Source organism: Streptomyces sp. NPDC053048 (genome assembly GCF_044547045.1).
GTDB lineage: Bacteria > Actinomycetota > Actinomycetes > Streptomycetales > Streptomycetaceae > Streptomyces.
This window is the reverse complement of sequence record NZ_JBITZS010000008.1, coordinates 294096-319337: the sequence shown is the minus strand read 5'-3', so window position 1 is coordinate 319337 and position 25242 is coordinate 294096. Positions and strand designations below refer to the sequence as shown.

The following is a 25242-nucleotide window of genomic DNA, read 5'->3' as shown; positions in this document are numbered from 1 at the left end:
TCGGTCGTGGGGCGCTCCGCCGCGGGATTCCGCGGCGGAGCGCCCCACATTCGTCCCCGCGCGGATCAGCCGGTGCGCGGCCGGCCGAAGAGCAGGTCGTAGCCCACCGGGAGCTGGAGCAGCACCCGGCCGGTCAGCTCCTCGCCCGCGGTGTCGGCCACGACGCTGAGCACCGCGCTGACGTCCCACGTGGCGGTCTGCTCGGTGGCGCCGTCGATCCAGGCCGCCGTCGCCCGGACGAACCGCTCCGGGGAGAGCGGTTCCTGTGCCTGCAGGGGGTTGAGCAGCACCAGCGCGAACGTCTCGGGGAGCCGGGCGGCCAGCTCGGCCCGCACCTCTCCCACCAGATGGGCGCCCAGCAGGGCGAGGACGACGCGGGCGGCCCGTTCCGCCTCGTGGTCCGTGGGGTATTCGCCGCGTTCGCGGACCGCTGTCAGGAACGCGTCCCAGTGGATGGGCATGAGTGGTTCCTTCCGGTCGCCGCCGGGCGGGGCGGCGCCCCGCCCTCGGCTGCCGGGATCAGCCGCTGATCTGCTTGCGTGACGAGTCCCCGCCGCTGATGGCGATCCTGCGGGGCTTGGCCTGCTCGCTGACCGGGATCCGCAGCCGCAGCACGCCGGCGTCGTAGGAGGCGTCGATGTGCTCGGTGTCCAGGGTCTCGCCCAGGAACAGCTGACGGCTGAAGGAGCCCGCGGGCCGCTCGGCGATCAGGACTTCCGCGTCCTCGGGGGCGCTCGTACGGCGCTCGGCCTTCACGGTCAGCACATTGCGCTCGACGTCCAGGTCGATGCTGTCGGCGTCCACGCCCGGCAGGTCGAGCTCGACGACGAAGGAGTCGCCGTCGCGGTAGGCGTCCATCGGCATGGCCGCCGGCCTCGCGGTGGTGCCCAGCATCTGCTGCGTCAGGCGGTCGAGCGCGAGGAACGGATCGGTTCGCATGAGCATCATGGGTCACTCCTCTCCCGTGGACGGGATGCACACACGACAATCAATCCCTATATACCTCGCAGCAGCAAACTTGACAAGGGGGGACTCAAGGATGGTGTCCTCGGGCCCCCGCGGGGCGCCTAACGGCGGTGGGGCAGGACCGGCGGCTCCCCCTTCGTCCAGGCGATGCGCAGGGCGATCCGCCGCAGCCGCCAGCCGTCGGTCGTACGGACGGCCTCGGCCTCGCTGTGCCCGCCGGACTCGAAGAGCCGCTCGGGCTCGCCGAGCACGTGCGTGCTGAGCTGGTTCCAGCGGAGGAAGGCCCGGTCCTCGCCGTCGAAGTCGACGGAGAGGTTCGTGCCGAAGTGCACGGTCCGCCGGAACAGCGCCATGGCCTCGCGGGTGGAGGTCAGCTGCGCCCCGGCCCCTTCGTGCACGCCCACCGGGGTCTCGGAGCGCGCGTCGTCCGTGAAGAACCGGCGGGCCCAGTCGTCGTCGAAGCTCCGCTCGTCGAGCGAGCGGAGGTAGTCGGTGACGAGACGGTCGAGGGCGGCGCGGTCGGTGAGCTCGGCGAGGGCGCGGAGGGAGTCGCTGATCTGCTGCGTTTTCATGATCACAGCATCGGACGTCAAGCGCGGTTGAGGTCAAGTGCCGCCGGATGGCCGGAAGTCGCGGGCGAGTCGGCTGCCCCGTCAGGGTTTGGCATATGCGACTGGCATCATGACCGCATGTCTGCTTACGCGATTGTCGATGCCGAGGTCCACGACGAGGAAATCCTCGCTCGTTACCGGGAGTTGGCCGTTCCCTCGATCGAGCTCTACGGCGGCACGTACACCGTCAAGGGCGCCGTGCCCGAGGCCGCGGAGGGCGAGGAGTGGCCCGCCTCCCGCGTCATGGTCGTCCTGCGGTTCCCCGACATGGCCCGCCTCAAGGAGTGGTACGCCTCCCCCGAGTACGCCCGCGCCCGCGAGGTCCGCTCGACGGGCATGGACCTGCGCCTGCTGTTCGTCGAGGGCGCGGACGTCTAGCCGACGCCGGGCCGGATACCGGCCGGTGTCCGAGCCGGAAGGCTCCGGTGCCTCAGGACGCACCGGAGCCCCCCGCCCCCCACCCCGCCCCGCGCTACCGCGCGTTGAAGTACTTCGCCTCCGGGTGGTGGATGACGATCGCGTCCGTGGACTGCTCCGGGTGCAGCTGGAACTCCTCCGACAGGTGGACGCCGATGCGCTCCGGCTCCAGCAGGTCGGCGATCTTCGCGCGGTCCTCGAGGTCCGGGCAGGCGCCGTAGCCCAGGGAGAAGCGGGCGCCCCGGTACTTCAGGGCGAACATGTCCTCCACATCGGCCGGGTCCTCGCCGCCGAAGCCCAGTTCGGCCCGCACGCGCGCGTGCCAGTACTCGGCCAGGGCCTCCGCCAGCTGCACCGACAGGCCGTGCAGCTCCAGGTAGTCGCGGTAGGCGTCCGAGGCGAACAGCTCGGCCGTCGCCTCGCCGATCCGCGAGCCGACCGTGACGACCTGCAGGCCCACCACGTCCGTCTCGCCCGACTCCTCCGGGCGGAAGTAGTCCGCCAGGCACAGCCGCCGGCCGCGCCGCTGGCGCGGGAAGGTGAAGCGGGTGCGCTCGGTGCCGTCCTCGTGCAGGACGATCAGGTCGTCGCCCTTGCTCACGCACGGGAAGTAGCCGTAGACCACGGCCGCCTCCAGCAGGTTGTCGGTGTGGAGCCGGTCCAGCAGGCCGCGCAGCCGCGGCCGGCCCTCGCTCTCCACCAGCTCCTCGTACGTCGGACCGCTCGTGCGGGCCTGCTTCAGTCCCCACTGGCCCTTGAACAGCGCGCCCTCGTCCAGCCAGGACGCGTAGTCCTTGAGCGGAATGCCCTTGACCACCCGCGTGCCCCAGAACGGGGGCTCGGGGACGCGGTTGTCGACCGCGACGTCCGAGCGGACCGATCCCTCGGGCTCGTCCACCTCCAGGACCGCGGCCACGTCCCGCTTCGGCACGCGCCGCTGCTTGAGCTCCGGCAGGGTCGCGCCCGGCACCCCCCGCTTGACGGCGATCAGCGCGTCCATCAGGCGCAGGCCCTCGAACGCGTCGCGCGCGTAGCGCACCTCGCCCTCGTAGATCTCGTGCAGGTCCTGCTCGACGTACGCGCGCGTGAGCGCCGCGCCGCCCAGGATCACCGGATAGGTCGCCGCCAGCTTGCGCTGGTTCAGCTCCTCCAGGTTCTCCTTCATGATGACGGTGGACTTCACCAGCAGACCCGACATGCCGATGACGTCGGCCCGGTGCTCCTCGGCGGCCTCCAGGATCGCCGAGACCGGCTGCTTGATGCCGAGGTTGACGACGTTGTAGCCGTTGTTGGACAGGATGATGTCGACGAGGTTCTTGCCGATGTCGTGCACGTCGCCGCGCACCGTCGCCAGGACGATCGTGCCCTTGCCCTCGGCGTCCGACTTCTCCATGTGCGGCTCGAGGTAGGCGACCGCGCCCTTCATCACCTCCGCCGACTGCAGCACGAACGGCAGCTGCATCTGGCCGGACCCGAAGAGGTCGCCGACCACCTTCATGCCCTCGAGCAGCGTGTCGTTGACGATCTCGAGCGCGGGCCGCTCCGCCAGCGCCTCGTCGAGGTCGGCCTCCAGGCCGTTCTTCTCGCCGTCGATGATCCGGCGCCGCAGCCGCTCCTCCAGCGGCAGCGCGGCCAGCTCCTCGGCCTTGCCGGCCTTCATGGACTTGGTGTCCACGCCCTCGAACAGCTCCAGGAAGCGCTGCAGCGGGTCGTAGCCCTCACGGCGGCGGTCGTAGATCAGGTCGAGGGCGACCTCGCGCTGCTCCTCCTCCAGACGGGCGATCGGCAGGATCTTGCTCGCGTGCACGATCGCCGAGTCCAGTCCCGCCTCGACGCACTCGTTCAGGAAGACGGAGTTGAGCACCATGCGGGCGGCCGGGTTGAGGCCGAAGGAGATGTTCGACAGACCCAGCGTCGTCTGGACGTCGGGGTGACGGCGCTTGAGCTCGCGGATCGCCTCGATCGTGGCGATGCCGTCGCGCCGGGACTCCTCCTGGCCGGTGGCGATGGTGAAGGTGAGGCAGTCGACGATGATGTCCGACTCCCGCACGCCCCAGTTCCCGGTGAGGTCGGCGATCAGCCGCTCGGCGACGGCGACCTTGTGCTCGGGGGTGCGGGCCTGGCCCTCCTCGTCGATGGTCAGGGCGATCAGCGCCGCCCCGTGCTCCACGGCCAGCCGGGTGATCCGCGCGAAGCGCGAGTCGGGGCCGTCGCCGTCCTCGTAGTTGACGGAGTTGATGACGGCGCGCCCGCCCAGCTTCTCCAGGCCGGCCTGGATGACGGCCGGCTCGGTGGAGTCCAGCACCAGCGGCAGCGTCGAGGCCGTCGCGAACCGGCCCGCGATCTCGGCCATGTCGGCGACGCCGTCGCGCCCGACGTAGTCGACGCAGACGTCCAGCAGGTGCGCGCCCTCGCGGATCTGGTCGCGGGCCATCTCCACGCAGTCGTCCCAGCGGCCCTCGAGCATGGCCTCGCGGAACTTCTTCGAGCCGTTGGCGTTCGTCCGCTCGCCGATGGCCAGGTACGAGGTGTCCTGGCGGAAGGGAACCGTCTGGTAGAGCGAGGCGGCGCCCGGCTCGGGCCGCGGCTCGCGCTCGGTGGGCGTCAGGTCCTTCACCCGCTCGACGACCTGGCGCAGGTGCTCCGGCGTGGTGCCGCAGCAGCCGCCCACCAGGGACAGCCCGTACTCCCGGACGAACGTCTCGTGCGCGTCCGCGAGCTCGGCGGGCGTCAGCGGGTAGTGCGCGCCGTCCTTGCCCAGGACCGGCAGGCCGGCGTTGGGCATGGCGGAGACGCGGGTGCGGGCGTGCCGGGAGAGGTAGCGCAGGTGCTCGCTCATCTCGGCGGGGCCGGTCGCGCAGTTCAGCCCGATCATGTCGATGCCGAGCGGCTCCAGCGCGGTGAGGGCCGCGCCGATCTCGGAGCCCAGCAGCATCGTGCCGGTCGTCTCGACCGTCACCTGCACCAGCAGCGGCAGGTCCACCCCGGCCGCCTCCATGGCGCGGCGGGCGCCGATGACGGAGGCCTTGGTCTGCAGCAGGTCCTGGGTGGTCTCCACCAGGATCGCGTCGGCGCCGCCGGCGACCAGGCCCTCGACGTTCTGCTGGTAGGCGTCGCGCAGCCGCACGTACGGGGCGTGGCCCAGCGTCGGCAGCTTGGTGCCCGGTCCGACCGAGCCCAGCACCCAGCGCGCCCGCCCGTCCCCGGCGGTGAAGTCGTCGGCGACCTCGCGGGCGATGCGGGCGCCGGCCTCGGAGAGCTCGAAGATCCGGTCGGCGATGTCGTACTCACCCAGGGCGGCGAGGTTCGCGCCGAACGTATTGGTCTCCACGCAGTCCACGCCGACGCCGAAGTAGGCCTCGTGCACCGAGCGCACGATGTCGGGGCGGGTGACGTTGAGGATCTCGTTGCAGCCCTCGAGCTGCTGGAAGTCCTCGAGGCTGGGGTCCTGCGCCTGAAGCATCGTGCCCATCGCCCCGTCGGCCACCACCACGCGGGTGGCGAGGGCTTCGCGCAGATGCGCGACTCGGGCGGGCAGAAGGGTCGATGGCGTACGCGAGGCCATGGATGTGCTCCCGGGTGTGCGACGGCTGTCGGCTTTGCGCCCTCCCTTGAAGAGGGCGCACGCCGCAAGCGTAGCTGGCGTGCCCGGCGCCGGCAGGGGGTGTCCCACGCTGCGGACCGCCACCGGCCACCGGGCCGCCGCCCGGGTGCGTGGCCGGATCCGGCCACCCGTCCGCTGTCAGCGATCATGGTCTGGCCTGCTGTCGGGTACCCCGTGGTCGGCATCGGCCGATAGTGTTCAGCATTGCCGAACGGATACAAACGGATACAGCCGGGCGGCAGCGCGCAAGGAGGTTGTTGTCGATGGCACGGACCATCCAGTCGCTCGAACGGGCTGCGGCGATGCTGCGGTTGCTCGCGGGCGGCGAGCGGCGGCTCGGCCTGTCCGACGTGGCCTCGGCGCTGGGGCTGGCCAAGGGCACCGCGCACGGCATCCTGCGCACGCTGCAGCAGGAGGGGTTCGTCGAGCAGGACCCCGCCTCCGGCCGCTACCAGCTCGGGGCCGAACTGCTGCGGCTGGGCAACAGCTACCTGGACGTGCACGAGCTGCGGGCCCGCGCCCTGGTGTGGGCGGACGACCTGGCCCGCTCCAGCGGGGAGAGCGTCTACCTCGGCGTCCTCCACCAGCAGGGCGTGCTGATCATCCACCATGTCTTCCGCCCCGACGACAGCCGCCAGGTCCTCGAGGTCGGCGCGATGCAGCCGCTGCACTCCACCGCCCTGGGCAAGGTGCTGTGCGCCTACGACCCGGTGGCGCACGCCGAGGTGGCCGACGCCGGCCGCGAGGCGTTCACCCCGCGGACGATCACCGCGCTGCCCGAGATCGAGGGCGTGCTGGACCTGACCCGGGCCCGCGGCTGGGCCGCGGACGTGGAGGAGACCTGGGCAGGCGTGGCGTCCGTCGCCGCCCCCATCCACGACCGGCGCCGGATGCCGGTGGGCGCGGTGGGCATCACCGGTGCCGTGGAGCGGGTGTGCGAGGACGGCGAGCTGCGGGCCCGGCTGGTCGCGGCCGTACGCGACTGCGCGCGCGCCGTCTCCCGCGATCTGGGCGCCGGACGCTTCTAGCGCCGCGCCGGACGCTTCCGGGCCCGCCGGAAACCGGGGCCGCGGTATGGAAAACAGCCCCGGAAGCGGTGGCCGGAACCCCCTCGAGACCACCCCGTTACCGGCCGGTATCCAAACGTAGATTTCCGGCCAGTTGGCCGAGAGTTTCCGGTCACAGAGCCCTTGACGCGCCCTTGACCGTGCAGAAAACTGCCGTTCATCGGTCGGCATTGTCGAACACCTAACGACAATATTCGCTATGGTGTGCAGTGCCACGGGACCGATCACCGCCCTCACGGAGGGCGCGGACCGCCGGAGGGACCCGGGGTTCGCCTTCCCCTGGACGAAGGACAAAGGAGTCGCGGGTGTCCAGCTCCGACATCTTCACCGGTGAACTCATCGGTACCGCAGTATTGATCCTGCTCGGCGGCGGCGTGTGCGCCGCCGTCACGCTGAAGAGCTCCAAGGCGCGCAACGCCGGCTGGCTCGCCATCACGTTCGGCTGGGGCTTCGCCGTGCTGGCCGGTGCGTACATCGGCACCAAGTCCGGTGCGCACCTCAACCCCGCCGTGACGCTCGGCCTCGCCATCGACGGCGCGACCGAGTGGAGCGACGTGCCGCTCTACATCGGCTCCCAGCTGCTCGGTGCGATGATCGGTGCGTCGCTGGTCTGGCTGGCCTACTACGGCCAGTTCCAGGCGCACCTGACGGACCCCGAGATCGTCGCCAGCCTGAACCCCAAGGAGGGCATGGTCGACCAGGCCGCGACCCCCCAGGCCGGCCCGGTGCTGGGCATCTTCTCCACCGGCCCCGAGATCCGCAACGCGGTGCAGAACCTGGTCACCGAGATCATCGGCACCGCCGCGCTGGTGCTCTTCATCCTCACCATGGGTCTGACCAAGGGCCTGGCCACGAGCGGTACGGGCACCCTGATGGTGGCCCTCGTCGTCGTCGGCATCGGCCTCTCGCTCGGTGGTCCGACCGGTTACGCGATCAACCCCGCCCGCGACCTCGGTCCGCGCATCATGCACGCACTGCTGCCGCTGCCCAACAAGGGCGGTTCAGACTGGGGCTACGCCTGGGTTCCGGTGGTCGGCCCGCTCATCGGCGGCGCCCTCGCCGCAGGCATCCACAAGATCGCGTTCTGACCAGCAACCGCCGAGACCCTTCAGACCTCAGGAGCACACTCCACATGACCGACACCACCGGCACCCACGGCCAGGGCCCGTTCATCGCGGCGATCGACCAGGGCACCACCTCCTCCCGCTGCATCGTCTTCGACCGCGACGGCCGCATCGTCTCCGTCGACCAGAAGGAGCACGAGCAGATCTTCCCCAAGCCGGGCTGGGTCGAGCACGACGCCAAGGAGATCTGGGCCAACGTCCAGGAGGTCGTGGCCGGCGCCGTCGAGAAAGCGGGCATCACCGCCGCCGACGTCAAGGCCATCGGCATCACCAACCAGCGTGAGACCACGCTGATGTGGGACAAGAACACCGGCGAGCCGGTCTACAACGCCATCGTCTGGCAGGACACCCGCACCGACGCGCTGTGCAAGGAGCTCGGCCGCAACGTCGGCCAGGACCGCTTCCGCCGCGAGACGGGCCTGCCGCTGGCCTCCTACTTCTCCGGCCCCAAGGTCCGCTGGCTGCTGGACAACGTCGAGGGCCTGCGCGAGCGCGCCGAGGCCGGCGACATCCTCTTCGGCACCATGGACTCCTGGGTCATCTGGAACCTCACCGGCGGCGCCCAGGGCGGCGTGCACGTCACCGACGTCACCAACGCCTCGCGCACCATGCTGATGAACCTGCGCTCCCTGGAGTGGGACGAGCGCATCCTGGCCTCCATGGAGATCCCGGCCGCCGTGCTGCCGGAGATCCGCTCCTCCGCCGAGGTCTACGGCACCGCCAAGGGCGGCGCCCTGGCGGGCGTCCCCGTCGCCTCCGCGCTCGGCGACCAGCAGGCGGCCCTCTTCGGCCAGACCTGCTTCGAGCAGGGCGAGGCCAAGTCCACCTACGGCACCGGCACCTTCATGCTGATGAACACCGGTGACGAGCCCGTCCAGTCCTACAACGGCCTGCTGACCACCGTCGGCTACCGCATCGGCGACCAGAAGCCCGTCTACGCCCTCGAGGGCTCCATCGCCGTCACCGGCTCCCTCGTGCAGTGGATGCGCGACCAGATGGGCCTCATCAAGAGCGCGGCCGAGATCGAGACGCTCGCCAGCTCCGTCGAGGACAACGGCGGCGCCTACTTCGTGCCGGCCTTCTCCGGCCTGTTCGCCCCCTACTGGCGCTCCGACGCGCGCGGTGTGATCGCGGGCCTGACCCGCTACGTCACCAAGGCGCACATCGCCCGCGCCGTGCTCGAGGCCACCGCCTGGCAGACCCGCGAGATCACCGACGCCATGACCAAGGACTCCGGCGTCGAGCTGACCGCACTGAAGGTCGACGGCGGCATGACCTCCAACAACTTGCTGATGCAGACGCTCTCGGACTTCCTGGACGCACCCGTCGTGCGCCCGATGGTCGCCGAGACCACCTGCCTCGGCGCTGCCTACGCCGCCGGCCTGGCCGTCGGCTTCTGGCCGGACACCGACGCGCTGCGCGCCAACTGGCGCCGGGCCGCCGAGTGGACCCCCCGCATGGACGCGGACACGCGTGACCGCGAGTACAAGAACTGGCTCAAGGCCGTCGAGCGGACCATGGGCTGGATCGAGGACGAGGAGTAATCATGACAACCCCGCAGAGCGTTCCGACCCTGGGAACGCACCCGGCTGCCGGCGCCAACCCGGGCCGCGCCGAGACCCGGGACCGGCTGTCCAACGCGACGTACGACCTCCTGGTGATCGGTGGCGGCATCCTGGGCACCTCGGTGGCCTGGCACGCCGCGCAGTCCGGTCTGCGGGTCGCGATGGTGGACGCCGGCGACTTCGCCGGCGCCACCTCCTCCGCGTCCTCCAAGCTCGTCCACGGCGGTCTGCGCTACCTGCAGACCGGCGCGGTCAAGCTGGTCGCGGAGAACCACCACGAGCGCCGGGTGCTGGCCAAGGACGTGGCCCCGCACCTGGTCAACCCGCTGACCTTCTACCTGCCCGTCTACAAGGGCGGCCCGGTCGGCGCGGCCAAGCTCGGCGCCGGTGTGTTCGCCTACTCGGCGCTGTCCGCCTTCGGCGACGGCGTCGGCAAGGTGATCTCCCCGGCCAAGGCCAAGGCCGACAACCCCGGTCTGCGCACGGACAACCTCAAGGCCGTGGCGGTCTACTACGACCACCAGATGAACGACTCCCGCGTGGCCGTGATGACGGTCCGCGCCGCCGTCGAGTCCGGTGCCGTGGTCCTCAACCACGCCGAGGTCACCGGCCTGCGCTTCACCCACGGCAAGGTGACCGGCGCCGAGCTCAAGGACCGCCTGGACGGCTCCGAGTTCGGCATCGACGCCCGCGTGGTCCTCAACGCCACCGGCCCCTGGGTCGACCACCTGCGCAAGATGGAGGACAAGGGCGCGGCCCCCTCCATCCGCCTCTCCAAGGGTGCGCACATCGTGATGAAGCGCAAGTCGCCGTGGAAGGCCGCCATGGCCACCCCGATCGACAAGTACCGCATCACCTTCGCCCTCCCCTGGGAGGACCAGCTGCTGCTTGGCACCACCGACACGCAGTACGAGGGCGACCCGGCCGACGTGCGCGCCACCGAGGAGGACATCCAGCAGATCCTCGACGAGGCGGCGTTCTCCATCCAGGACGCGGACCTCGACCGCGACCTGATGACCTACGCCTTCGCGGGCCTGCGGGTGCTGCCCGGCGGTCCGGGCGACGTGGCCCAGGCCAAGCGCGAGACGGTCGTCTCCGAGGGCAAGGGCGGCATGCTCTCGGTCGCCGGCGGCAAGTGGACGACCTACCGCCACATCGGCCGTACGGTCATGAACAAGCTCGCCCAGGTGCCCGGCAGCCCGCTGACGGAGGACATGGAGCCCATCTCCAGCCTGGTCCGCCGCACCCCGCTGCCCGGTGTCGCCAACCCCAACGCCGTCGCCCACCGCCTGCTGGTGGACCGCGAGCCCGGCAGCCGCATGGACCCGCTGACCGCCCGTCACCTGGCCACGCACTACGGCTCGCTCTCGTTCGACATCGCCCGCCTGGTCAACGAGAACCCCGAGCTCGGCGAGCGGATCCACGAGGACGGCCCGGAGATCTGGGCCCAGGTCGTCTACGCCCGCGACAACGAGTGGGCCGCCACGGTCGACGACGTGCTGCGCCGCCGCACCACCCTGACCATCCGCGGCCTGGACAACGAGGACGTCCGCGCCCGGGTCAAGGACATGCTGGGCGACCGGGGCTGACGTCCCCGCGCACCCGGTGAGGGGAGGGACGCCCCGGGCGTCCCTCCCCTTCCGCATGCCCGGTCCGCACTTCCGGCCGCAGGCAACCGGCACGGGCCCGGACACGTCCCTCGAAGGGAAAGATGGGGGACGACATGAACCGGCCAAAAACCCGGCGCAAGGCGCTGCTCAGGCGCATCGTGGTGCGCGTCGCGCTCGGCCTGGTCCTGCTGGTGCTGATACCCGTCGTCACGGCGGGCAGCGCGCTGCGGGCCGCGTACGCAGGGGCGCCCGCCGAGGACGCGGTCACCCGGGGCAGGGACGCCGTCTGGCTGGGGCACGCCTGGGTCGACGGCCGGCGCGGCCCCGCCGACCTGGCCCGCCTCAAGCGGCGGATCGGCGACACCGGCATCCGCGACCTGTACGTGCACGCGGGCCCGCTCGAGCACGACGGCACCCTGCCCGCCTCGGCGTACAGGAACGTCCGGTGGCTGCTCGACTCCGTGCACCGCGAACTGCCCGGCGTGCGCGTCCAGGCATGGCTCGGGAACAAGCTGGTCACCGCGCCCGGCGGGGCCGGGCTGTGGCTGGGCTCGCCCGCCGCCCGCGCCGCCGTCGTCGAGAGCGCCCGGCAGGTGATGCGGGCCGGCTTCGAGGGGGTGCACCTCGATGTGGAGCCGGTGCCCAGCGACGACGCCGACTTCCTCACGCTGCTCGACGCGCTGCGCCCGGCCGTGCGCTCGAGCGGCGGGCTGCTCTCCGTCGCCGCCCAGCAGATCGACCCGCTGCCCTCGATGCACAGCGCGGCCCGCCTGATGGGCAGCAAGAAGTGGTGGACCCAGAGCTACTTCGGCAAGGTCGCCCGCCGGACCGACCAGATCGCCGTGATGTCCTACGACACCGCGCTGCCCTGGGAGAACCTCTACGGCGGCTACGTGGCCCGGCAGACGGCGCTCGCCCTGCAGGTGACACCGGCAGAAACGGATCTGCTGATGGGCCTGCCCTTCTACCACACCGACACCTGGGGCCATCAGAGCCGGGCCGAGACCGCCGCGGCCGCCCTGCGCGGCGCCCGGCTGGGCCTGAGCCGCGAGGACCGCCGTCGTCAGCGCTTCGGGGTGGCCCTGTACGTGGACTTCGCCGCGACCGAGTCGGACTGGCGTGCCTACCGCGGAGGATGGGGTGTGCGTGGCTGAAAGTACCTCCCCCTCAGGGGCTGCGAAGGGGGGTCGCCGAAGTCGTAGGCTTGGGGCACACGCAAGGCAACCGCAACTGCACGGAACGGCAACCGGCGCGAACCGGGGCACGAGCCCGGCCCGCCGGTCGGAAGGAGGCGCTGGGTGATCGAGCTTGAGGGGGTTCCCGAGCTGATCGACCCGGTCATGATCTGTGCCTTCGAGGGCTGGAACGACGCCGGTGACGCCGCGTCCAGTGCGGTCGCGCATCTGGACCGGGAATGGAAGGGCGAGGTCTTCGCCGCGCTCGACGCCGAGGACTACTACGACTTCCAGGTCAACCGGCCCACGGTCTGGCTGGACGGCGGCGTCCGCAAGATCACCTGGCCGACCACCCGGCTGTCCGTGGTGCGCACCGGCGGCGGCGAGAAGGCGGCGGCACGTGACCTCGTCCTGGTGCGCGGCATCGAGCCGAGCATGCGCTGGCGCTCGTTCTGCAACGAGATCCTGGGCTTCGCCCACGAGCTGGGCGTGGAGATGGTGGTGATCCTGGGCTCGCTGCTCGGTGACACCCCGCACACCCGGCCGGTTCCGGTCAGCGGCGTCACCTCCGACCCGGACCTGGCCCGCACCCTGGACCTGGAGGAGTCCCGCTACGAGGGACCGACCGGCATCGTCGGCATCCTGCAGGAGGCGTGCACCCACGCGGGCGTGCCGGCGGTGAGCCTGTGGGCGGCCGTGCCGCACTACGTCTCCCAGCCGCCGAACCCGAAGGCCACCCTGGCCCTGCTCAACCGCCTGGAGGACCTGATCGACCTGCGCATCCCGCAGGGCGAGCTGCCGGAGGACGCGCGGGCCTGGCAGCTGGGCGTGGACCAGCTGGCGGCCGAGGACAGCGAGGTCGCCGAGTACGTCCAGTCGCTGGAGGAGGCGCGGGACACCGCGGATCTGCCGGAGGCCTCCGGCGAGGCCATCGCCCGTGAGTTCGAGCGCTATCTGCGCCGCCGCGACGGCCAGCCGGGTCAGCCGGGCCAGCCGGGTCAGCCCGGCGGGCTGGCGGCGGAACCGGGGCTCGGCGAGGGCGGCCGGGACGGCTCGTACCTCAGGGACACCACGAGCGGCCGGACGCGCCCGCCGAAGGCGTCCGCCAAGGACGACGAGGGCGAGGACCGGGGCGGCGAGAGCGCTCCCGGGACGCCCGAGGACGGCCCGGACGGTACGGGCGGGTAGCGCCGGCGCCGATTTCGCGCGTTATTGACGCGACGCACCGTAACGGTTCGCCGTACACTTGTCTGCCCGGTGAAGGCCGGTTCGTCACCCGAGGAGGGTGAGGGGCCGGCCTTTCGTCCCCTCAGGAGGTGTGCGGATGACCAGCAGCATCCCCGCTGTCGACACGCGTTCGACGGCCCCGGCCCTGCAGGCCGTTCTGCTCGACATGGACGGCACGCTGGTCGACACCGAGGGTTTCTGGTGGCAGGTGGAGGTCGCGGTCTTCGAGGAGCTGGGCCACCAGCTGCTCGAGGAGTGGCGTGAGGTGGTCGTCGGCGGTCCGATGGCCCGCAGCGCCTCCTTCCTGATCAAGGCGACGGGCGCCAAGATCGCCCTGGCCGAGCTGACCGCGCTGCTGAACAGCCGCTTCTCCCAGATGATCGGCACGGGTGTGCCGCTGATGCCGGGCGCCCGCCGGCTGCTGGCGGAGCTCGCCGCGCACTCGGTGCCCACAGCGCTGGTCTCGGCCTCGCACCGGGAGATCATCGACCGGGTGCTGCACAGCCTGGGCCCGCAGCACTTCACGCTCACCGTCGCGGGCGACGAGATGGCCCGTACCAAGCCGCACCCGGACCCCTACCTGCTGGCCGCCGCCCGGCTGGGCGCGGAGCCCGCGCGCTGCGCGGTCGTGGAGGACACCCTCACGGGCGTGACGGCTGCGGAGGCGGCCGGCTGCCGGGTGGTGGCGGTGCCCTCGGTGGCCCCGATCCCGCCCGCCGCGGGGCGCACGGTGGTGCGCTCGCTCGAGGAAGTCGACTTGTCTTTTCTCCGGGGCCTGATCAGGCACTGATCACCCGGGTGACCTGCTCACGGGAATGCACCGGCGCATGCACTGAGCGTGCGGCGCGGGAATGAGCAAGAACTCTGGGCGTTTGATCGATTGTTTTCCGTGACGAATGCGGCGGCTGAATTCGCACGGTCGGACAGACAATCGCCTACGTGACGTTCGTCACCGGTTCCGGGGTCCGCGTGGCGGCTTCTGTCGCCCCGGACGGGCCTCCACGGGGGTTGAAGCGCACCCTTGTGTCCCGTTTGATCATCCCGTGCCGGAATCGTTCCGGCGTCCGAATATCGGACATGCGCCTGCCGTTATCGCGGCGTGATATTGCATCAAGTTCGCCCTGTTCCGGGGCCGGTGGCCACGCGCACTAATCTTTTCGCGAGAACTTCACGGCTGCCCATATGACCAGCGCATCAGGTATCGGTAGGGTCCGGGCACCGAACGCACCACAGGGAGAACCCCAGACAATGAACCGCAAGACGTTGGTCCTGCCCGCCGTGGCAGGCCTGCTGGCACCCGTCCTCGTCGCCTGTGGCGGGAGCGGGGTCTCCGGCGGGAACAAGGCCATCGTCATCGGGACGACCGACCGGTTCGAGGAGACCACGGACGCGCCCGCGCCGTTCGACCCCGCCGCCGCGTACGACATCGGCGCCTGGAACGTTCTCCACAGCACCTTCCAGACCCTGCTGCGCCTGCCGCGCTCCGGCACCTCGCCGGTCGGCGACGCCGCCGAGAAGTGCTCGTTCGGGGACCGCAAGAACGAGCAGCTGCGCTGCACGCTGCGCAGCGGCCTGAAGTTCTCCAACGGGCACGATCTCACCTCCGAGGACGTCAAGTTCTCCATCGACCGCGCCCGGACGATCAACTTCGAGAACGGCCCGGTCTCGCTGCTGAGCAACATCGACAAGGTCGAGACGCCCAGCGAGCTGGAGGTCGTCTTCCACCTCAAGTCGCCCGACGCGACCTTCCCGCAGAAGATCGCCACCCCGGCCGCCGCCATCGTCGACAGCGAGTCGTACGAGAAGAACAAGCTGGGCAACGGCTTCACGACCGTCGGCTCCGGCCCGTACACCCTGAAGACCGAGGAGAAGGACGGCCGCGTCGTCAAGGCCACCTTCAGCAGGAACCCGGACTACAAGGGCTCGGTGAAGCTGCTCAACGACAAGGTCGAGATGCGCTTCTACGACGACTCCAAGGCGATGGAGAAGGCCCTCAAGGCCGGCGACATCGACATCATGAACCGCGCCCTGCTGCCCGAGCAGATCGCCCGCCTGCGCGGCTCGACGGACAAGGGCGTGCGGCTGCTGGAGTCGCCCGGCCAGGAGATCAGCTACCTCGCCTTCAACACCGAGGACCCGTCGGTGAAGTCCAAGGCGGTGCGCCAGGCCGTGGCCCAGGTGGTCGACCGCCAGGCGCTGGCGCGCGACGACTACAGCCGCACCAGCGAGCCGCTGTACTCCCTGGTGCCCAGCGGCATCACCGGCCACCAGAACTCCTTCTCCAACAAGTACGGCGAGCCCAGTGCCGAGAAGGCCCGCGCCCTGCTGAAGGCCGCGAACATCACCACTCCGGTGCCGCTCACCCTCACGTACACCACCGATCACTACGGTGAGACCACGGGGAAGGCGTTCAAGTCGCTGCAGAAGCAGTTGAACAGCACCGGCCTGTTCACCGCCAAGGTGCAGGGCGTGAAGTGGGCGGACTTCCGCCCCGAGGCCGCGAAGGGCAAGTACGCCGTCTACGGCATGGGCTGGTTCCCCGACTTCCCGGACCCGGACAACTTCATCGCCCCGTTCGTGGGCAATGACAACTTCCTCTCCTCGCCCTACCGCAACACGAAGATCTCCAACGAGCTGATCCCGCAGTCCCGCGAGGCCGCGCAGCGCGACACGGCCGCCAAGTACTTCCAGCAGGCCGAGGACATCCTCGCCGAGGACGTGCCGGTGCTGCCGCTGTGGCAGGGCAAGCAGTACGTGGCGGTGCGGGAGAAGATCACCGGCGCGGAGTGGGCCCTCAACTCCGCCTCCGAGCTGCAGCCGTGGGAACTCTCCCGCGGCGCCTGACGGCCCGGCCGCCCGTCCGGCCGGCGCCCCACCGCTCCACCCTGCTCCACCTGCTCCACCCCTGCTCGACAAGTTTCACCCGACGGTCTCATCTGCGATCAAAGAACTGTGAGGAACGTGCACGTGAGGAAACGTGACCAGTGGCTCGCCGCCCCGCTCGGCGCGGGGCTTGCCGCCGCCCTGCTGAGCGGGTGCGGGTCGGAAGACGGCAACGAGGCCGGCACCGGGCAGTCGGTGGTCATGGGCATGTCGGACGAGGTGCTCGCCACCGACCCGGCATCCGGTTATGACCCGGGTTCCTGGCTGCTCTTCAACAACGTCTTCCAGTCGCTGATGAGCTTCCCCAAGGGCAGCACCACTCCGCAGCCGGACGCCGCCAAGAGCTGCAAGTTCAAGGACGACACCAGCACCGTCTACCAGTGCGAGCTGGTCGAGGGGCTGAAGTTCAGCAACGGCAACGACCTCACCTCCGAGGACGTCGCCTACTCCTTCCGCCGGACCCTGAAGATCAACGACAAGAACGGTCCGGCGGCGACCATGCTGTCGACGATCAAGAACATCAGGACGCCGGACAAGTCGACCGTCGTCTTCGAGCTCAAGCGCCCCGACGCGACCTTCCCGCAGAAGATCGCCTCCGGTGCCGGCTCGATCGTGGACCACACGGAGTACCCGAAGGACAAGCTCCGCACCGACGGCAAGGCCGTCGGCTCGGGTGTCTACAAGCTGGATTCCTTCGACCGCAAGACCAAGGCCGTCTTCAAGCCCAACGGCTCCTACAAGGGCCCGGCCCAGCTGCAGAACAGCGGCATGACGATCAAGTTCTTCGACGGCAAGCAGGACGAGCTGAAGGCCGCCGTCCAGAAGGGCGACGTCGACCTGGCCTACCGAGGCCTGGCCATGAAGGACATCGCCGACATCGAGTCCGCCGGCGCCGGCGACAAGGGCAGCCTCAAGGTCATCGAGGGCACCAGCGCCGAGGTCCAGCACCTGGTCTTCAACACCAAGGACCCGGTGGTCGGCAAGGTCGGCGTCCGCAAGGCCATCGCCTACACGATCGACCGCAGCACCCTGGTGCGCGACGTCTACAAGCGCACGGCCGAGCCGCTGTACTCCGTCGTCCCCAGCGGCATCACCGCCCACAAGACGCCGTTCTTCGACGTCTACGGCGACCGCCCGCAGCCCGACAAGGCCGCCGCGGCCATCAAGTCGGCGGGCATCACGGGCAAGGTCAAGCTCACCCTGTGGGCCACCCCGGTCCGATACGGCCCGGCCACCGTGGCCGAGTTCAAGGAGATCGCCAAGCAGCTCAACGCCAGCGGTCTCTTCGAGGCGGACGTGCAGAGCGTGCCGTTCGACCAGTACGAGAAGGACATCGCCGCCGGCAAGTACGGCGTCTACGTCAAGGGCTGGGTGCCCGACTACCCGGACCCGGACAACTTCACCGCGCCGTTCTTCGGCGACGAGAACGTGCTGGCGAACAACTACCAGTCCAAGGAGATAGCCGGCATCCTGCCGAACACCGCCGCCCAGGGCAGCCGCCCGGCGACGGTCGCCGACTTCACCAAGGTGCAGAACACCATCGCCCAGGACGTGCCGGTCCTGCCGCTGTGGCAGGGCAAGCAGTACGCCGTCGCCAACGAGCGCGTCTCCGGCCTGCAGTGGACCCTCGACGCCTCGACCGTCTTCCGTTTCTGGGAGATCGGCAAGGGCGCCAAGGGCTAGTCCGCCGGGCGCCGGAAACGAAGAACGCCCCGGTACGCGGTCGACACCGCGCACCGGGGCGTTTCGCTTGCCGCCGCGACCGGACGCCACCCGCCCGGCCTTTGTCCTGTTTTACTGCGCGCCGGGGCGCACCAGTCCGCTCTCGTAGGCGTAGACCGCCGCCTGCACCCGGTCGCGCAGACCCAGCTTGGTCAGCACATGCCCCACGTGCGTCTTGACCGTCGTCTCGCTGACGAACAGATCCGCCGCGATCTCCGCGTTCGACAGGCCCCGGGCCACCAGCTTGAGCACCTCGACCTCGCGGTCGGTCAGCGTGTGCAGCGTGTCCGGCAGCGGCTCCTCGCCCGACGGCAGATGACCGGCGTACTTGTCCAGCAGCCGCCGGGTGATGCTCGGCGCCAGCATCGCCTCGCCGCCCGCCACCACCCGGATCGCCTGGACCAGCTCATGGGCGGGCGCGTCCTTCAGCAGGAAGCCGCTGGCCCCCGCCCGCAGCGCCTCCACCACGTACTCGTCGAGGTCGAAGGTGGTCAGCACCAGCACCTTGGCCGGGCCGTTCCGCTCGGGGCCGGTGATCTGCCGGGTCGCCTCGACGCCGTCCATGCGGGGCATGCGGATGTCCATCAGCACCACATCGGGCTGCAGGGCCCGGACCTGGTCGAGCGCCTGCAGGCCGTCCCCGGCCTCGCCGACGACCGCGAGGTCCTGCTCGGCCTCCAGGATCATGCGGAAGCCGGTGCGCAGCAGCGGCTGGTCGTCGACCAGCAGGACACGGATCGCCACAGGAGAACTCCTTCGCTAGACCGGGTCCATTCTGCCCTGAGCCCCCTGGGCAGGGGCAGCCGGACCGTCGTCCGCGGCGGTACGCGGTGCGGGCACGGGCAGCGGATACGGCGGGGGAGTGCCGCCGAATTCGGGGCAGACGGACTGGTGGTCGCACCAGCCGCACAGCTTCGTCGGCCGCGGCCGCCAGTCGCCCGTCTCCGTGGCCAGCGTGATCGCCTCCCACAGGGCGCGCAGCTTGCGCTCCACCGCCACCAGCTCCGCCTCGACCGGGTCGTACGTCAGCACGTCCCCGCTGCCCAGGTAGACCAGCTGCAGCCGGCGCGGGATCCGCCCGCGCAGCCGCCACACCACCAGCGCGTAGAACATCATCTGGAACAGCGGGGTGTCCCGGTACTGCGGGGCCGGAGCCTTGCCCGTCTTGTAGTCGACGATCCGCAGGTCGCCGGAGGGCGCCACGTCCAGCCGGTCGACGATGCCGCGCAGCTTCAGGCCCGAGTCCAGCACCGTCTCCACGAACAGCTCACGCTCGGCGGGCTCCAGACGGGTGGGATCCTCCAGGCTGAACCACCGCTCGACCAGCCGCTCGGCATCCCGCAGCCACGTGGCCAGCCGCTCCGCGTCGTGCGAGCCGTCCTCCCGCAGGAACAGCTCCCCCAGCTCCGGCCGGGCCGCCAGCAGCTTCTCCCACTCGCCCGGCACCAGACCCGTGGCCCGCGGCGCCGTGCGCTCGCCCGCCGGGGCGTCGAAGAGCCGCTCCAGCACCGCGTGCACCACCGTGCCCCGGGTGGCCGCCGCGCTCGGCTTCTCCGGCAGCTTGTCGATCACCCGGAAGCGGTAGAGCAGCGGACACTGCATGAAATCGGCGGCCCGCGAGGGCGACAGCGAGGCCGGGCGCACGGCGGCCACGGCCGGGGCGGCGGGATGCTCGGGGGCGGTATCCATGACACAAACCCTACGGCCCGTCACTGACAGTCGGCCGCATACCATCGACGGTAGACCCCATCGCACTGCATGATCGTAAGAAAGCACCACGTGGGTGCGAATGACCGGATCCGACGAGGGGACACCGTGGACAACAGCGGGCAGGGCCAATCCGGCGTCGGGGGCGCCGGCCGACCGGCCGGGCCCGGGGACGAACCGCCGCGACCCCGCGAGAGCGGCGGCGGCATCCTCATGGGCCGGCCCTTCGGCGTGCCCGTCTACGTCGCCCCCAGCTGGTTCCTGGTCGCCGCCCTGATCACCTGGGTCTTCGGCGGCCAGCTCGAGAGGGTCCTGCCCGAGCTCGGCCGCGCCCGCTACCTGGTCGCCCTCTTCTTCGCCGTCGCCTTCTACGCCTCCGTCCTCGTCCACGAGCTCGCCCACACCCTGGCCGCCCTGCGCTTCAAGCTCCCGGTGCGCCGCATCCAGCTGCAGTTCTTCGGCGGCGTCTCCGAGATCGAGAAGGAGAGCGAGACCCCGGGCCGCGAATTCGTCCTCGCCTTCGTCGGCCCCCTCCTCTCCCTCGTCCTCGCCGGCGTCTTCTACCTCGGCGTGCTCGCCGTCGAGCCCGGCACCGTCCCCGGCGTGCTGCTCGCCGGACTGATGATCTCCAACCTGCTCGTCGCCGCCTTCAACCTGCTGCCCGGCCTCCCGCTCGACGGCGGCCGCATGCTGCGCGCCGTCGTCTGGAAGATCAGCGGCAAGCCCATGACCGGCACCATCGCCGCCGCCTGGGTCGGCCGCGCCCTCGCCGTCGCCGTCCTGGTCGGCCTCCCGCTCCTCACCCACCGCGGCGACAGCGCCGACTTCGGCGGCGTCGACACCCTCACCGACGCCCTGCTCGCCGCCATCCTCGCCGCGATCATCTGGACCGGTGCCGGCAACAGCCTGCGCATGGCCCGGCTGCGCGAACACCTGCCCGCCCTGCGCGCCCGCGCCCTGACCCGGCGCGCCGTCCCCGTCGAGGCCACCACCCCCCTCTCCGAGGCCCTGCGCCGCGCCAACGAGGCCGGCGCCCGCGCCCTCGTCGTCGTCGACGGACAGGGCGCCCCCACCGCACTGGTCCGCGAGGCCGCCATCGTCGGCGTCCCCGAGCACCGCCGCCCCTGGGTCGCGGTCGGCACCCTCGCCCAGGACCTCAGGGAAGGCATGCGCATCCCCGCCGAGCTCTCCGGCGAGGACCTGCTCGAGATGCTGCGGGCCGTTCCGGCCACGGAATACCTGGTGGTCGAGGACACCGGCGAGGTCTACGGCGTCCTCTCCACGGCCGACGTGGAGCGCGCCTTCGTCGCGGCCATGGCCAGGCCCTCCTCCTGAGCCTCGTGGTGCTGGGCCCTCCCAGGGCCCGGTAGGCTGGTCACATGTCCGAACCGACCGGTGCCGCCCGCCGTCGCGGGCCCTTCAAGGTCGGGGACCAGGTCCAGCTCACCGACCCCAAGGGACGCCACTACACGTTCACGCTCGAGGCCGGGAAGAACTTCCACACCCACAAGGGTTCCTTCCCCCACGACGAGCTGATCGGCGCTCCCGAGGGCAGTGTTGTCCGTACCACGGGAAACGTCGCCTACCTCGCGCTGCGCCCCCTGCTCCCCGACTATGTCCTGTCCATGCCCCGCGGCGCCGCCGTGGTCTACCCCAAGGACGCGGGGCAGATCCTGGCCTTCGCCGACATCTTCCCCGGCGCACGCGTCGTCGAGGCGGGTGTGGGGTCGGGCTCGCTCAGCAGCTTCCTGCTGCGCGCCATCGGCGACCAGGGCATGCTGCACTCCTACGAGCGCCGCGCGGACTTCGCCGAGATCGCGCAGGCCAACGTCGAGCGCTACTTCGGCGGCCCGCACCCCGCCTGGCAGCTGACCGTCGGCGACCTGCAGGACAACCTCTCCGACACCGACGTCGACCGTGTCATCCTCGACATGCTCGCCCCGTGGGAGTGCCTGGAGGCCGTCTCCAAGGCGCTCGTCCCCGGTGGCATCCTCTGCTGCTACGTGGCGACCACCACCCAGCTCGCCCGGACCGTCGAGTCCATCCGTGAGATCGGCTGCTTCGCCGAGCCGCAGCCGTGGGAGTCGATGATCCGCAACTGGCACGTGGAGGGCCTCGCGGTCCGCCCGGACCACCGGATGATCGGCCACACCGGCTTCCTCGTCACCGCCCGCCGCCTCGCGGACGGCGTCGAGCCCCCGATGCGCCGCCGCCGCCCCGCCAAGGGCGCCTACGGCGAGGACTACGAGGGCCCCAACAAGGGCTGAGCCCCCGCACGACGACAAGGCGCCGCCACCGAGAACCGCGTTCGCGGAACTCGGCGGCGGCGCCTCGGCGTTGACGCACCCCGCCGGCGCGCACCGAGCGTGCGGCTCACCCCTGAACCCGCTGTTCCGGCGCGAAGATCCGTATGGCACGATGCGAGCACTTCCCGCAGCCCCAGCCCTCACAGGAGTCGCGCGCGTGCAGCCGGCAGGACCCGAGCCCCACCCGCACACCCGCCCCCGCCCCGTCCACTGGCTGGCCACCGCCACCGCCCTGGCCGGCCTGATCGCCGGCGCGGCCCTCCTCGGCCCCGGCGACGCCACCGCCACCGCTTCCCCCACGTGGGCCCCCGACGCCCGCGCCGCCCGCTACCCCGTCGACTGCGGCCGGGCGAGCGCCGAAGTCGTCCGCCAGGACCCCGCCGACCTCGACGGCGACGGACGCCCCGAGACGGCCGCGGTGGTGCGCTGCCCCTCCGGCGCGGGCACCCCGCCCGGCGGGCTCTACGTCCTCACCCCGCCCCCGGCCCCCGGCGGCACGCCCCGGATCGTGGCGACGCTCGTCGACCCCCGGCAGGGGATGAGCGTCACGGACCTCATCGTCACCGAGGGCACCGTTTCGGCCACTCTCCTCGGCTACTCCACCGCCCGCGTCCCGCGCTGCTGCCCGGACCGGCTCCGGGCGGTCAAGTGGCACTGGCGCAACGGCAAGTTCGTCCTGACCGCCCTGCCCGTCGCGGGACGTGTGTGAGCCGCTACGCGGCGTCCGGACCCCAGACCTCGACCTGGTCCGACACCCGGCGCACGTGAATGCAGTCGCCGGGGCACTCGACCGCCGAGTCCCGCACGTCGTTGATCAGCGGCAACGGGACGCGCGTGGTGGCACCCTTGTCCTGGAGCAGCTCGTCGTCGGCGCTCTTCACATAGGCCAGCCCGTCGATGTCCAGCTCGAAGACCTCGGGGGCGTACTGCGCGCAGATACCGTCACCGGTGCACAGGTCCTGGTCGATCCAGACTTCCAGTTCACCGAGTCCCTCTTCCTGCACGGTCATCTCGCCTGCCGTTTCCTGCGTACGTGAACCAATTGGAGCCAGCCCTGACGGGTGTTGACCGAGTCGACGATACAACCGCCCGCTTTCCGATGTTGATGGGTGGGTATTCCCCTCCCGTGAGGACGTGCGCAAGGGTGAAGATCGGACACACTCCGACCGGGTTTGTGATCTAGGGGTTTCAACCTGCACCGGCCCAGGTAGGGTCAGGAAGCGTCCAGCTCCCCTTGGAGGAGGTGAGGACCGTGGCAGCCCACGACGACGACATGAACCGCGGCATCCGGCCGGGACGAGGGTCTGAAGACCCCGCTGGCCAGGTTGCCTATCTCGAGCAGGAGATCGCCGTCCTGCGACGCAAGCTCGCCGACTCTCCGCGTCACACGAGGATTCTCGAAGAGCGGATCGTCGAGCTCCAGACGAACCTGGCCGGCGTGTCCGCACAGAACGAACGCCTCGCGAACACCCTCCGCGAGGCACGGGACCAGATCGTGGCCCTCAAGGAGGAGGTCGACCGGCTCGCCCAGCCACCGGCCGGCTTCGGGGTCTTCCTGCAGCCGAACGAGGACGGCACGGCCGACATCTTCACCGGGGGCCGCAAGCTCCGGGTGAACGTCAGCCCCGGCGTCGAGATCGACGACCTCCGGCCCGGCCAGGAGGTCATGCTCAACGAGGCCCTCAACGTGGTCGAGGCCATGGCCTTCGAGCGCCACGGCGACATCGTCACCCTCAAGGAGATCCTCGAGGACGGCGAGCGCGCCCTGGTCATCGGGCACACCGACGAGGAGCGGGTGGTCAGGCTCGCCGAGCCGCTGCTGGACACCACCATCCGCCCCGGCGACGCCCTCCTGCTCGAATCCCGCTCCGGCTACGTCTACGAGGTCATCCCCAAGAGCGAGGTCGAGGAACTCGTCCTCGAAGAGGTCCCGGACATCGACTACACGAAGATCGGCGGCCTGGGAAACCAGATCGAGCTGATCCGCGACGCGGTCGAGCTCCCCTACCTCTACCCCGACCTCTTCAAGGAACACGAACTGCGCCCGCCCAAGGGCGTGCTGCTCTACGGCCCGCCCGGCTGCGGCAAGACACTCATCGCCAAGGCCGTCGCCAACTCCCTTGCCAAGAAGGTCGCCGAAGTCACCGGCAAGCCCGCGGGGAAGAGCTTCTTCCTCAACATCAAGGGACCCGAGCTGCTCAACAAGTACGTCGGCGAGACCGAGCGGCACATCCGGCTGATCTTCCAGCGCGCCCGGGAGAAGGCCAGCGAGGGCACGCCCGTGATCGTCTTCTTCGACGAGATGGACTCCCTCTTCCGCACCCGCGGCTCCGGAGTCAGCTCGGACGTGGAGAACACCATCGTCCCCCAGCTGCTCTCCGAGATCGACGGCGTGGAGGGCCTGGAGAACGTCATCGTCATCGGCGCCTCCAACCGCGAGGACATGATCGACCCCGCGATCCTGCGCCCCGGCCGGCTCGACGTGAAGATCAAGATCGAGCGTCCGGACGCGGAGGCCGCCAAGGACATCTTCTCGAAGTACCTGACCGAGACCCTGCCCCTGCACGCCGACGACCTCGCCGAGCACGGCGGGTCGGCCAAGGCCGCCGTCCAGGGCATGATCCAGTCGGTGGTCGAGCAGATGTACGCGGAATCCGAGGAGAACCGCTTCCTGGAGGTCACCTACGCCAACGGTGACAAGGAAGTCCTCTATTTCAAGGACTTCAACTCCGGAGCGATGATCCAGAACATTGTGGACCGGGCCAAGAAAATGGCCATCAAGGCCTTCCTCGACCACAACCAAAAGGGCCTGCGCGTCTCCCACCTGCTCGCCGCCTGCGTGGACGAGTTCAAGGAGAACGAGGACCTGCCCAACACCACCAACCCGGACGACTGGGCCCGGATCTCCGGAAAGAAGGGCGAGCGGATCGTCTTCATCCGCACCCTGGTCACCGGAAAGCAGGGCGCCGACACCGGCCGTTCCATCGACACCGTGGCCAATACCGGCCAGTACCTCTAGCACCGCCGTCCGGCTGCGGATGTCCCTGTTGTTCACATTCCCCCGCCTCCCGGCGGGGGAATGCCAGGGCGTCCGCAGCCGGACGCGTTTTGCACCACTTGTGGGACCTCGACAATGACGATTTCCGACCGCCACAAGAACCGGAGCAAAGACTGTAATGATCTCCCCAGCGCCGCAAAGCCGTTCTAGGCTCTTCGGTACCACCGCGAAGCGCAGTGGGGGATCGGGGACCGGGCACG

At 70.5% G+C, this 25242-nt stretch carries 21 protein-coding genes; 14 read left to right on the top strand and 7 right to left on the bottom strand.

Annotated elements, in window-relative coordinates; all coding sequences use genetic code 11:
- Positions 1-65: 65 nt before the first annotated feature.
- From ACIG36_RS23125 to ACIG36_RS23115, 3 genes are all read right to left on the bottom strand, one after another.
- Positions 66-461, bottom strand: a complete 396-nt coding sequence (locus ACIG36_RS23125; protein ID WP_399930856.1) for a DUF2267 domain-containing protein — start codon at positions 459-461, stop codon at positions 66-68.
- Between the two features lie 58 nt (positions 462-519).
- Positions 520-948, bottom strand: coding sequence for an Hsp20/alpha crystallin family protein (locus ACIG36_RS23120; protein ID WP_399930853.1), 429 nt, complete (start codon positions 946-948; stop codon positions 520-522).
- A 119-nt stretch (positions 949-1067) separates the two neighbouring features.
- On the bottom strand, positions 1068-1538 hold the full coding sequence (locus tag ACIG36_RS23115) for a nuclear transport factor 2 family protein (RefSeq protein ID WP_399930851.1): 471 nt from the start codon (positions 1536-1538) through the stop codon (positions 1068-1070).
- 117 nt (positions 1539-1655) lie between these two features.
- Here ACIG36_RS23115 and ACIG36_RS23110 point away from each other — a divergent pair, with 117 nt between their 5' ends.
- Positions 1656-1955, top strand: coding sequence for a DUF1330 domain-containing protein (locus tag ACIG36_RS23110; protein WP_399930848.1), 300 nt, complete (start codon positions 1656-1658; stop codon positions 1953-1955).
- A 94-nt stretch (positions 1956-2049) separates the two neighbouring features.
- Here the strand turns inward: ACIG36_RS23110 and metH are convergent, their stop codons facing one another.
- Positions 2050-5559, bottom strand: coding sequence for a methionine synthase (metH, locus tag ACIG36_RS23105; RefSeq protein WP_399930845.1), 3510 nt, complete (start codon positions 5557-5559; stop codon positions 2050-2052).
- 302 nt (positions 5560-5861) lie between these two features.
- On the opposite strand from metH, the gene ACIG36_RS23100 reads away from it, so the two are divergent.
- The 9 genes from ACIG36_RS23100 (at position 5862) to ACIG36_RS23060 (ending at position 17932) form a co-directional block, all read left to right on the top strand.
- Complete coding sequence (locus ACIG36_RS23100; RefSeq protein WP_399930842.1) at positions 5862-6626, top strand: IclR family transcriptional regulator; 765 nt, start codon at positions 5862-5864, stop codon at positions 6624-6626.
- Between the two features lie 344 nt (positions 6627-6970).
- Entirely contained in the window at positions 6971-7753 is a 783-nt protein-coding gene (locus ACIG36_RS23095; protein ID WP_399930839.1) for an MIP/aquaporin family protein, read from the top strand.
- Between the two features lie 44 nt (positions 7754-7797).
- A complete protein-coding gene (glpK, locus tag ACIG36_RS23090; RefSeq protein ID WP_399930836.1) occupies positions 7798-9333 on the top strand; it encodes a glycerol kinase GlpK in 1536 nt (511 codons plus the stop codon).
- Between the two features lie 2 nt (positions 9334-9335).
- Complete coding sequence (locus ACIG36_RS23085; protein ID WP_399930835.1) at positions 9336-10943, top strand: FAD-dependent oxidoreductase; 1608 nt, start codon at positions 9336-9338, stop codon at positions 10941-10943.
- Between the two features lie 134 nt (positions 10944-11077).
- Entirely contained in the window at positions 11078-12118 is a 1041-nt protein-coding gene (locus ACIG36_RS23080; RefSeq protein ID WP_399930832.1) for a glycoside hydrolase family 18 protein, read from the top strand.
- A 144-nt stretch (positions 12119-12262) separates the two neighbouring features.
- On the top strand, positions 12263-13327 hold the full coding sequence (locus ACIG36_RS23075; protein ID WP_399930829.1) for a PAC2 family protein: 1065 nt from the start codon (positions 12263-12265) through the stop codon (positions 13325-13327).
- 136 nt (positions 13328-13463) lie between these two features.
- Positions 13464-14156 (top strand): HAD family hydrolase, encoded by a 693-nt coding sequence (locus tag ACIG36_RS23070; RefSeq protein WP_399930826.1) that lies wholly within the window; start codon positions 13464-13466, stop codon positions 14154-14156.
- A 458-nt stretch (positions 14157-14614) separates the two neighbouring features.
- Positions 14615-16210, top strand: coding sequence for an ABC transporter substrate-binding protein (locus tag ACIG36_RS23065; protein ID WP_399930823.1), 1596 nt, complete (start codon positions 14615-14617; stop codon positions 16208-16210).
- Positions 16211-16333: 123 nt separating this feature from the next.
- A complete protein-coding gene (locus ACIG36_RS23060; RefSeq protein WP_399930820.1) occupies positions 16334-17932 on the top strand; it encodes an ABC transporter substrate-binding protein in 1599 nt (532 codons plus the stop codon).
- Between the two features lie 111 nt (positions 17933-18043).
- Here ACIG36_RS23060 and ACIG36_RS23055 read toward each other — a convergent pair whose 3' ends face one another.
- A complete protein-coding gene (locus ACIG36_RS23055; RefSeq protein WP_087928839.1) occupies positions 18044-18715 on the bottom strand; it encodes a response regulator transcription factor in 672 nt (223 codons plus the stop codon).
- A 15-nt stretch (positions 18716-18730) separates the two neighbouring features.
- Complete coding sequence (locus ACIG36_RS23050; protein WP_399930816.1) at positions 18731-19660, bottom strand: RecB family exonuclease; 930 nt, start codon at positions 19658-19660, stop codon at positions 18731-18733.
- Positions 19661-19786: 126 nt separating this feature from the next.
- Here ACIG36_RS23050 and ACIG36_RS23045 point away from each other — a divergent pair, with 126 nt between their 5' ends.
- From ACIG36_RS23045 to ACIG36_RS23035, 3 genes are all read left to right on the top strand, one after another.
- Positions 19787-21013: a site-2 protease family protein gene (locus ACIG36_RS23045; RefSeq protein WP_399930813.1), complete on the top strand. Its 1227-nt coding sequence runs from the start codon at positions 19787-19789 to the stop codon at positions 21011-21013.
- Between the two features lie 44 nt (positions 21014-21057).
- The gene (locus tag ACIG36_RS23040; RefSeq protein WP_399930811.1) at positions 21058-21945 is read left to right on the top strand and encodes a tRNA (adenine-N1)-methyltransferase; all 888 of its coding nucleotides are present in this window, start codon (positions 21058-21060) and stop codon (positions 21943-21945) included.
- A gap of 196 nt (positions 21946-22141) precedes the next feature.
- Positions 22142-22693: a hypothetical protein gene (locus ACIG36_RS23035; RefSeq protein WP_399930808.1), complete on the top strand. Its 552-nt coding sequence runs from the start codon at positions 22142-22144 to the stop codon at positions 22691-22693.
- Between the two features lie 4 nt (positions 22694-22697).
- Here the strand turns inward: ACIG36_RS23035 and ACIG36_RS23030 are convergent, their stop codons facing one another.
- Positions 22698-22994 carry a ferredoxin gene (locus tag ACIG36_RS23030; protein ID WP_399930805.1) on the bottom strand — a complete coding sequence of 99 codons (297 nt, stop codon included), beginning with the start codon at positions 22992-22994 and terminating at the stop codon, positions 22698-22700.
- 242 nt (positions 22995-23236) lie between these two features.
- Between ACIG36_RS23030 and arc the strand changes: the two genes are divergently transcribed.
- The gene (gene arc, locus ACIG36_RS23025) at positions 23237-25003 is read left to right on the top strand and encodes a proteasome ATPase (RefSeq protein WP_399930802.1); all 1767 of its coding nucleotides are present in this window, start codon (positions 23237-23239) and stop codon (positions 25001-25003) included.
- The last annotated feature ends 239 nt before the right edge of the window (positions 25004-25242 follow it).

Coding starts and splice junctions, on each gene's coding strand:
- ACIG36_RS23100 (WP_399930842.1), top strand. CDS start 5,862: ATGGCACGGACCATCCAGTCGCTCGAACGGGCTGCGGCGATGCTGCGG.
- ACIG36_RS23030 (WP_399930805.1), bottom strand. CDS start 22,994: ATGACCGTGCAGGAAGAGGGACTCGGTGAACTGGAAGTCTGGATCGAC.
- ACIG36_RS23115 (WP_399930851.1), bottom strand. CDS start 1,538: ATGAAAACGCAGCAGATCAGCGACTCCCTCCGCGCCCTCGCCGAGCTC.
- ACIG36_RS23070 (WP_399930826.1), top strand. CDS start 13,464: ATGACCAGCAGCATCCCCGCTGTCGACACGCGTTCGACGGCCCCGGCC.
- ACIG36_RS23065 (WP_399930823.1), top strand. CDS start 14,615: ATGAACCGCAAGACGTTGGTCCTGCCCGCCGTGGCAGGCCTGCTGGCA.
- ACIG36_RS23120 (WP_399930853.1), bottom strand. CDS start 948: ATGATGCTCATGCGAACCGATCCGTTCCTCGCGCTCGACCGCCTGACG.
- metH (WP_399930845.1), bottom strand. CDS start 5,559: ATGGCCTCGCGTACGCCATCGACCCTTCTGCCCGCCCGAGTCGCGCAT.
- ACIG36_RS23085 (WP_399930835.1), top strand. CDS start 9,336: ATGACAACCCCGCAGAGCGTTCCGACCCTGGGAACGCACCCGGCTGCC.
- ACIG36_RS23125 (WP_399930856.1), bottom strand. CDS start 461: ATGCCCATCCACTGGGACGCGTTCCTGACAGCGGTCCGCGAACGCGGC.
- glpK (WP_399930836.1), top strand. CDS start 7,798: ATGACCGACACCACCGGCACCCACGGCCAGGGCCCGTTCATCGCGGCG.
- ACIG36_RS23050 (WP_399930816.1), bottom strand. CDS start 19,660: ATGGATACCGCCCCCGAGCATCCCGCCGCCCCGGCCGTGGCCGCCGTG.
- ACIG36_RS23080 (WP_399930832.1), top strand. CDS start 11,078: ATGAACCGGCCAAAAACCCGGCGCAAGGCGCTGCTCAGGCGCATCGTG.
- ACIG36_RS23040 (WP_399930811.1), top strand. CDS start 21,058: ATGTCCGAACCGACCGGTGCCGCCCGCCGTCGCGGGCCCTTCAAGGTC.
- ACIG36_RS23110 (WP_399930848.1), top strand. CDS start 1,656: ATGTCTGCTTACGCGATTGTCGATGCCGAGGTCCACGACGAGGAAATC.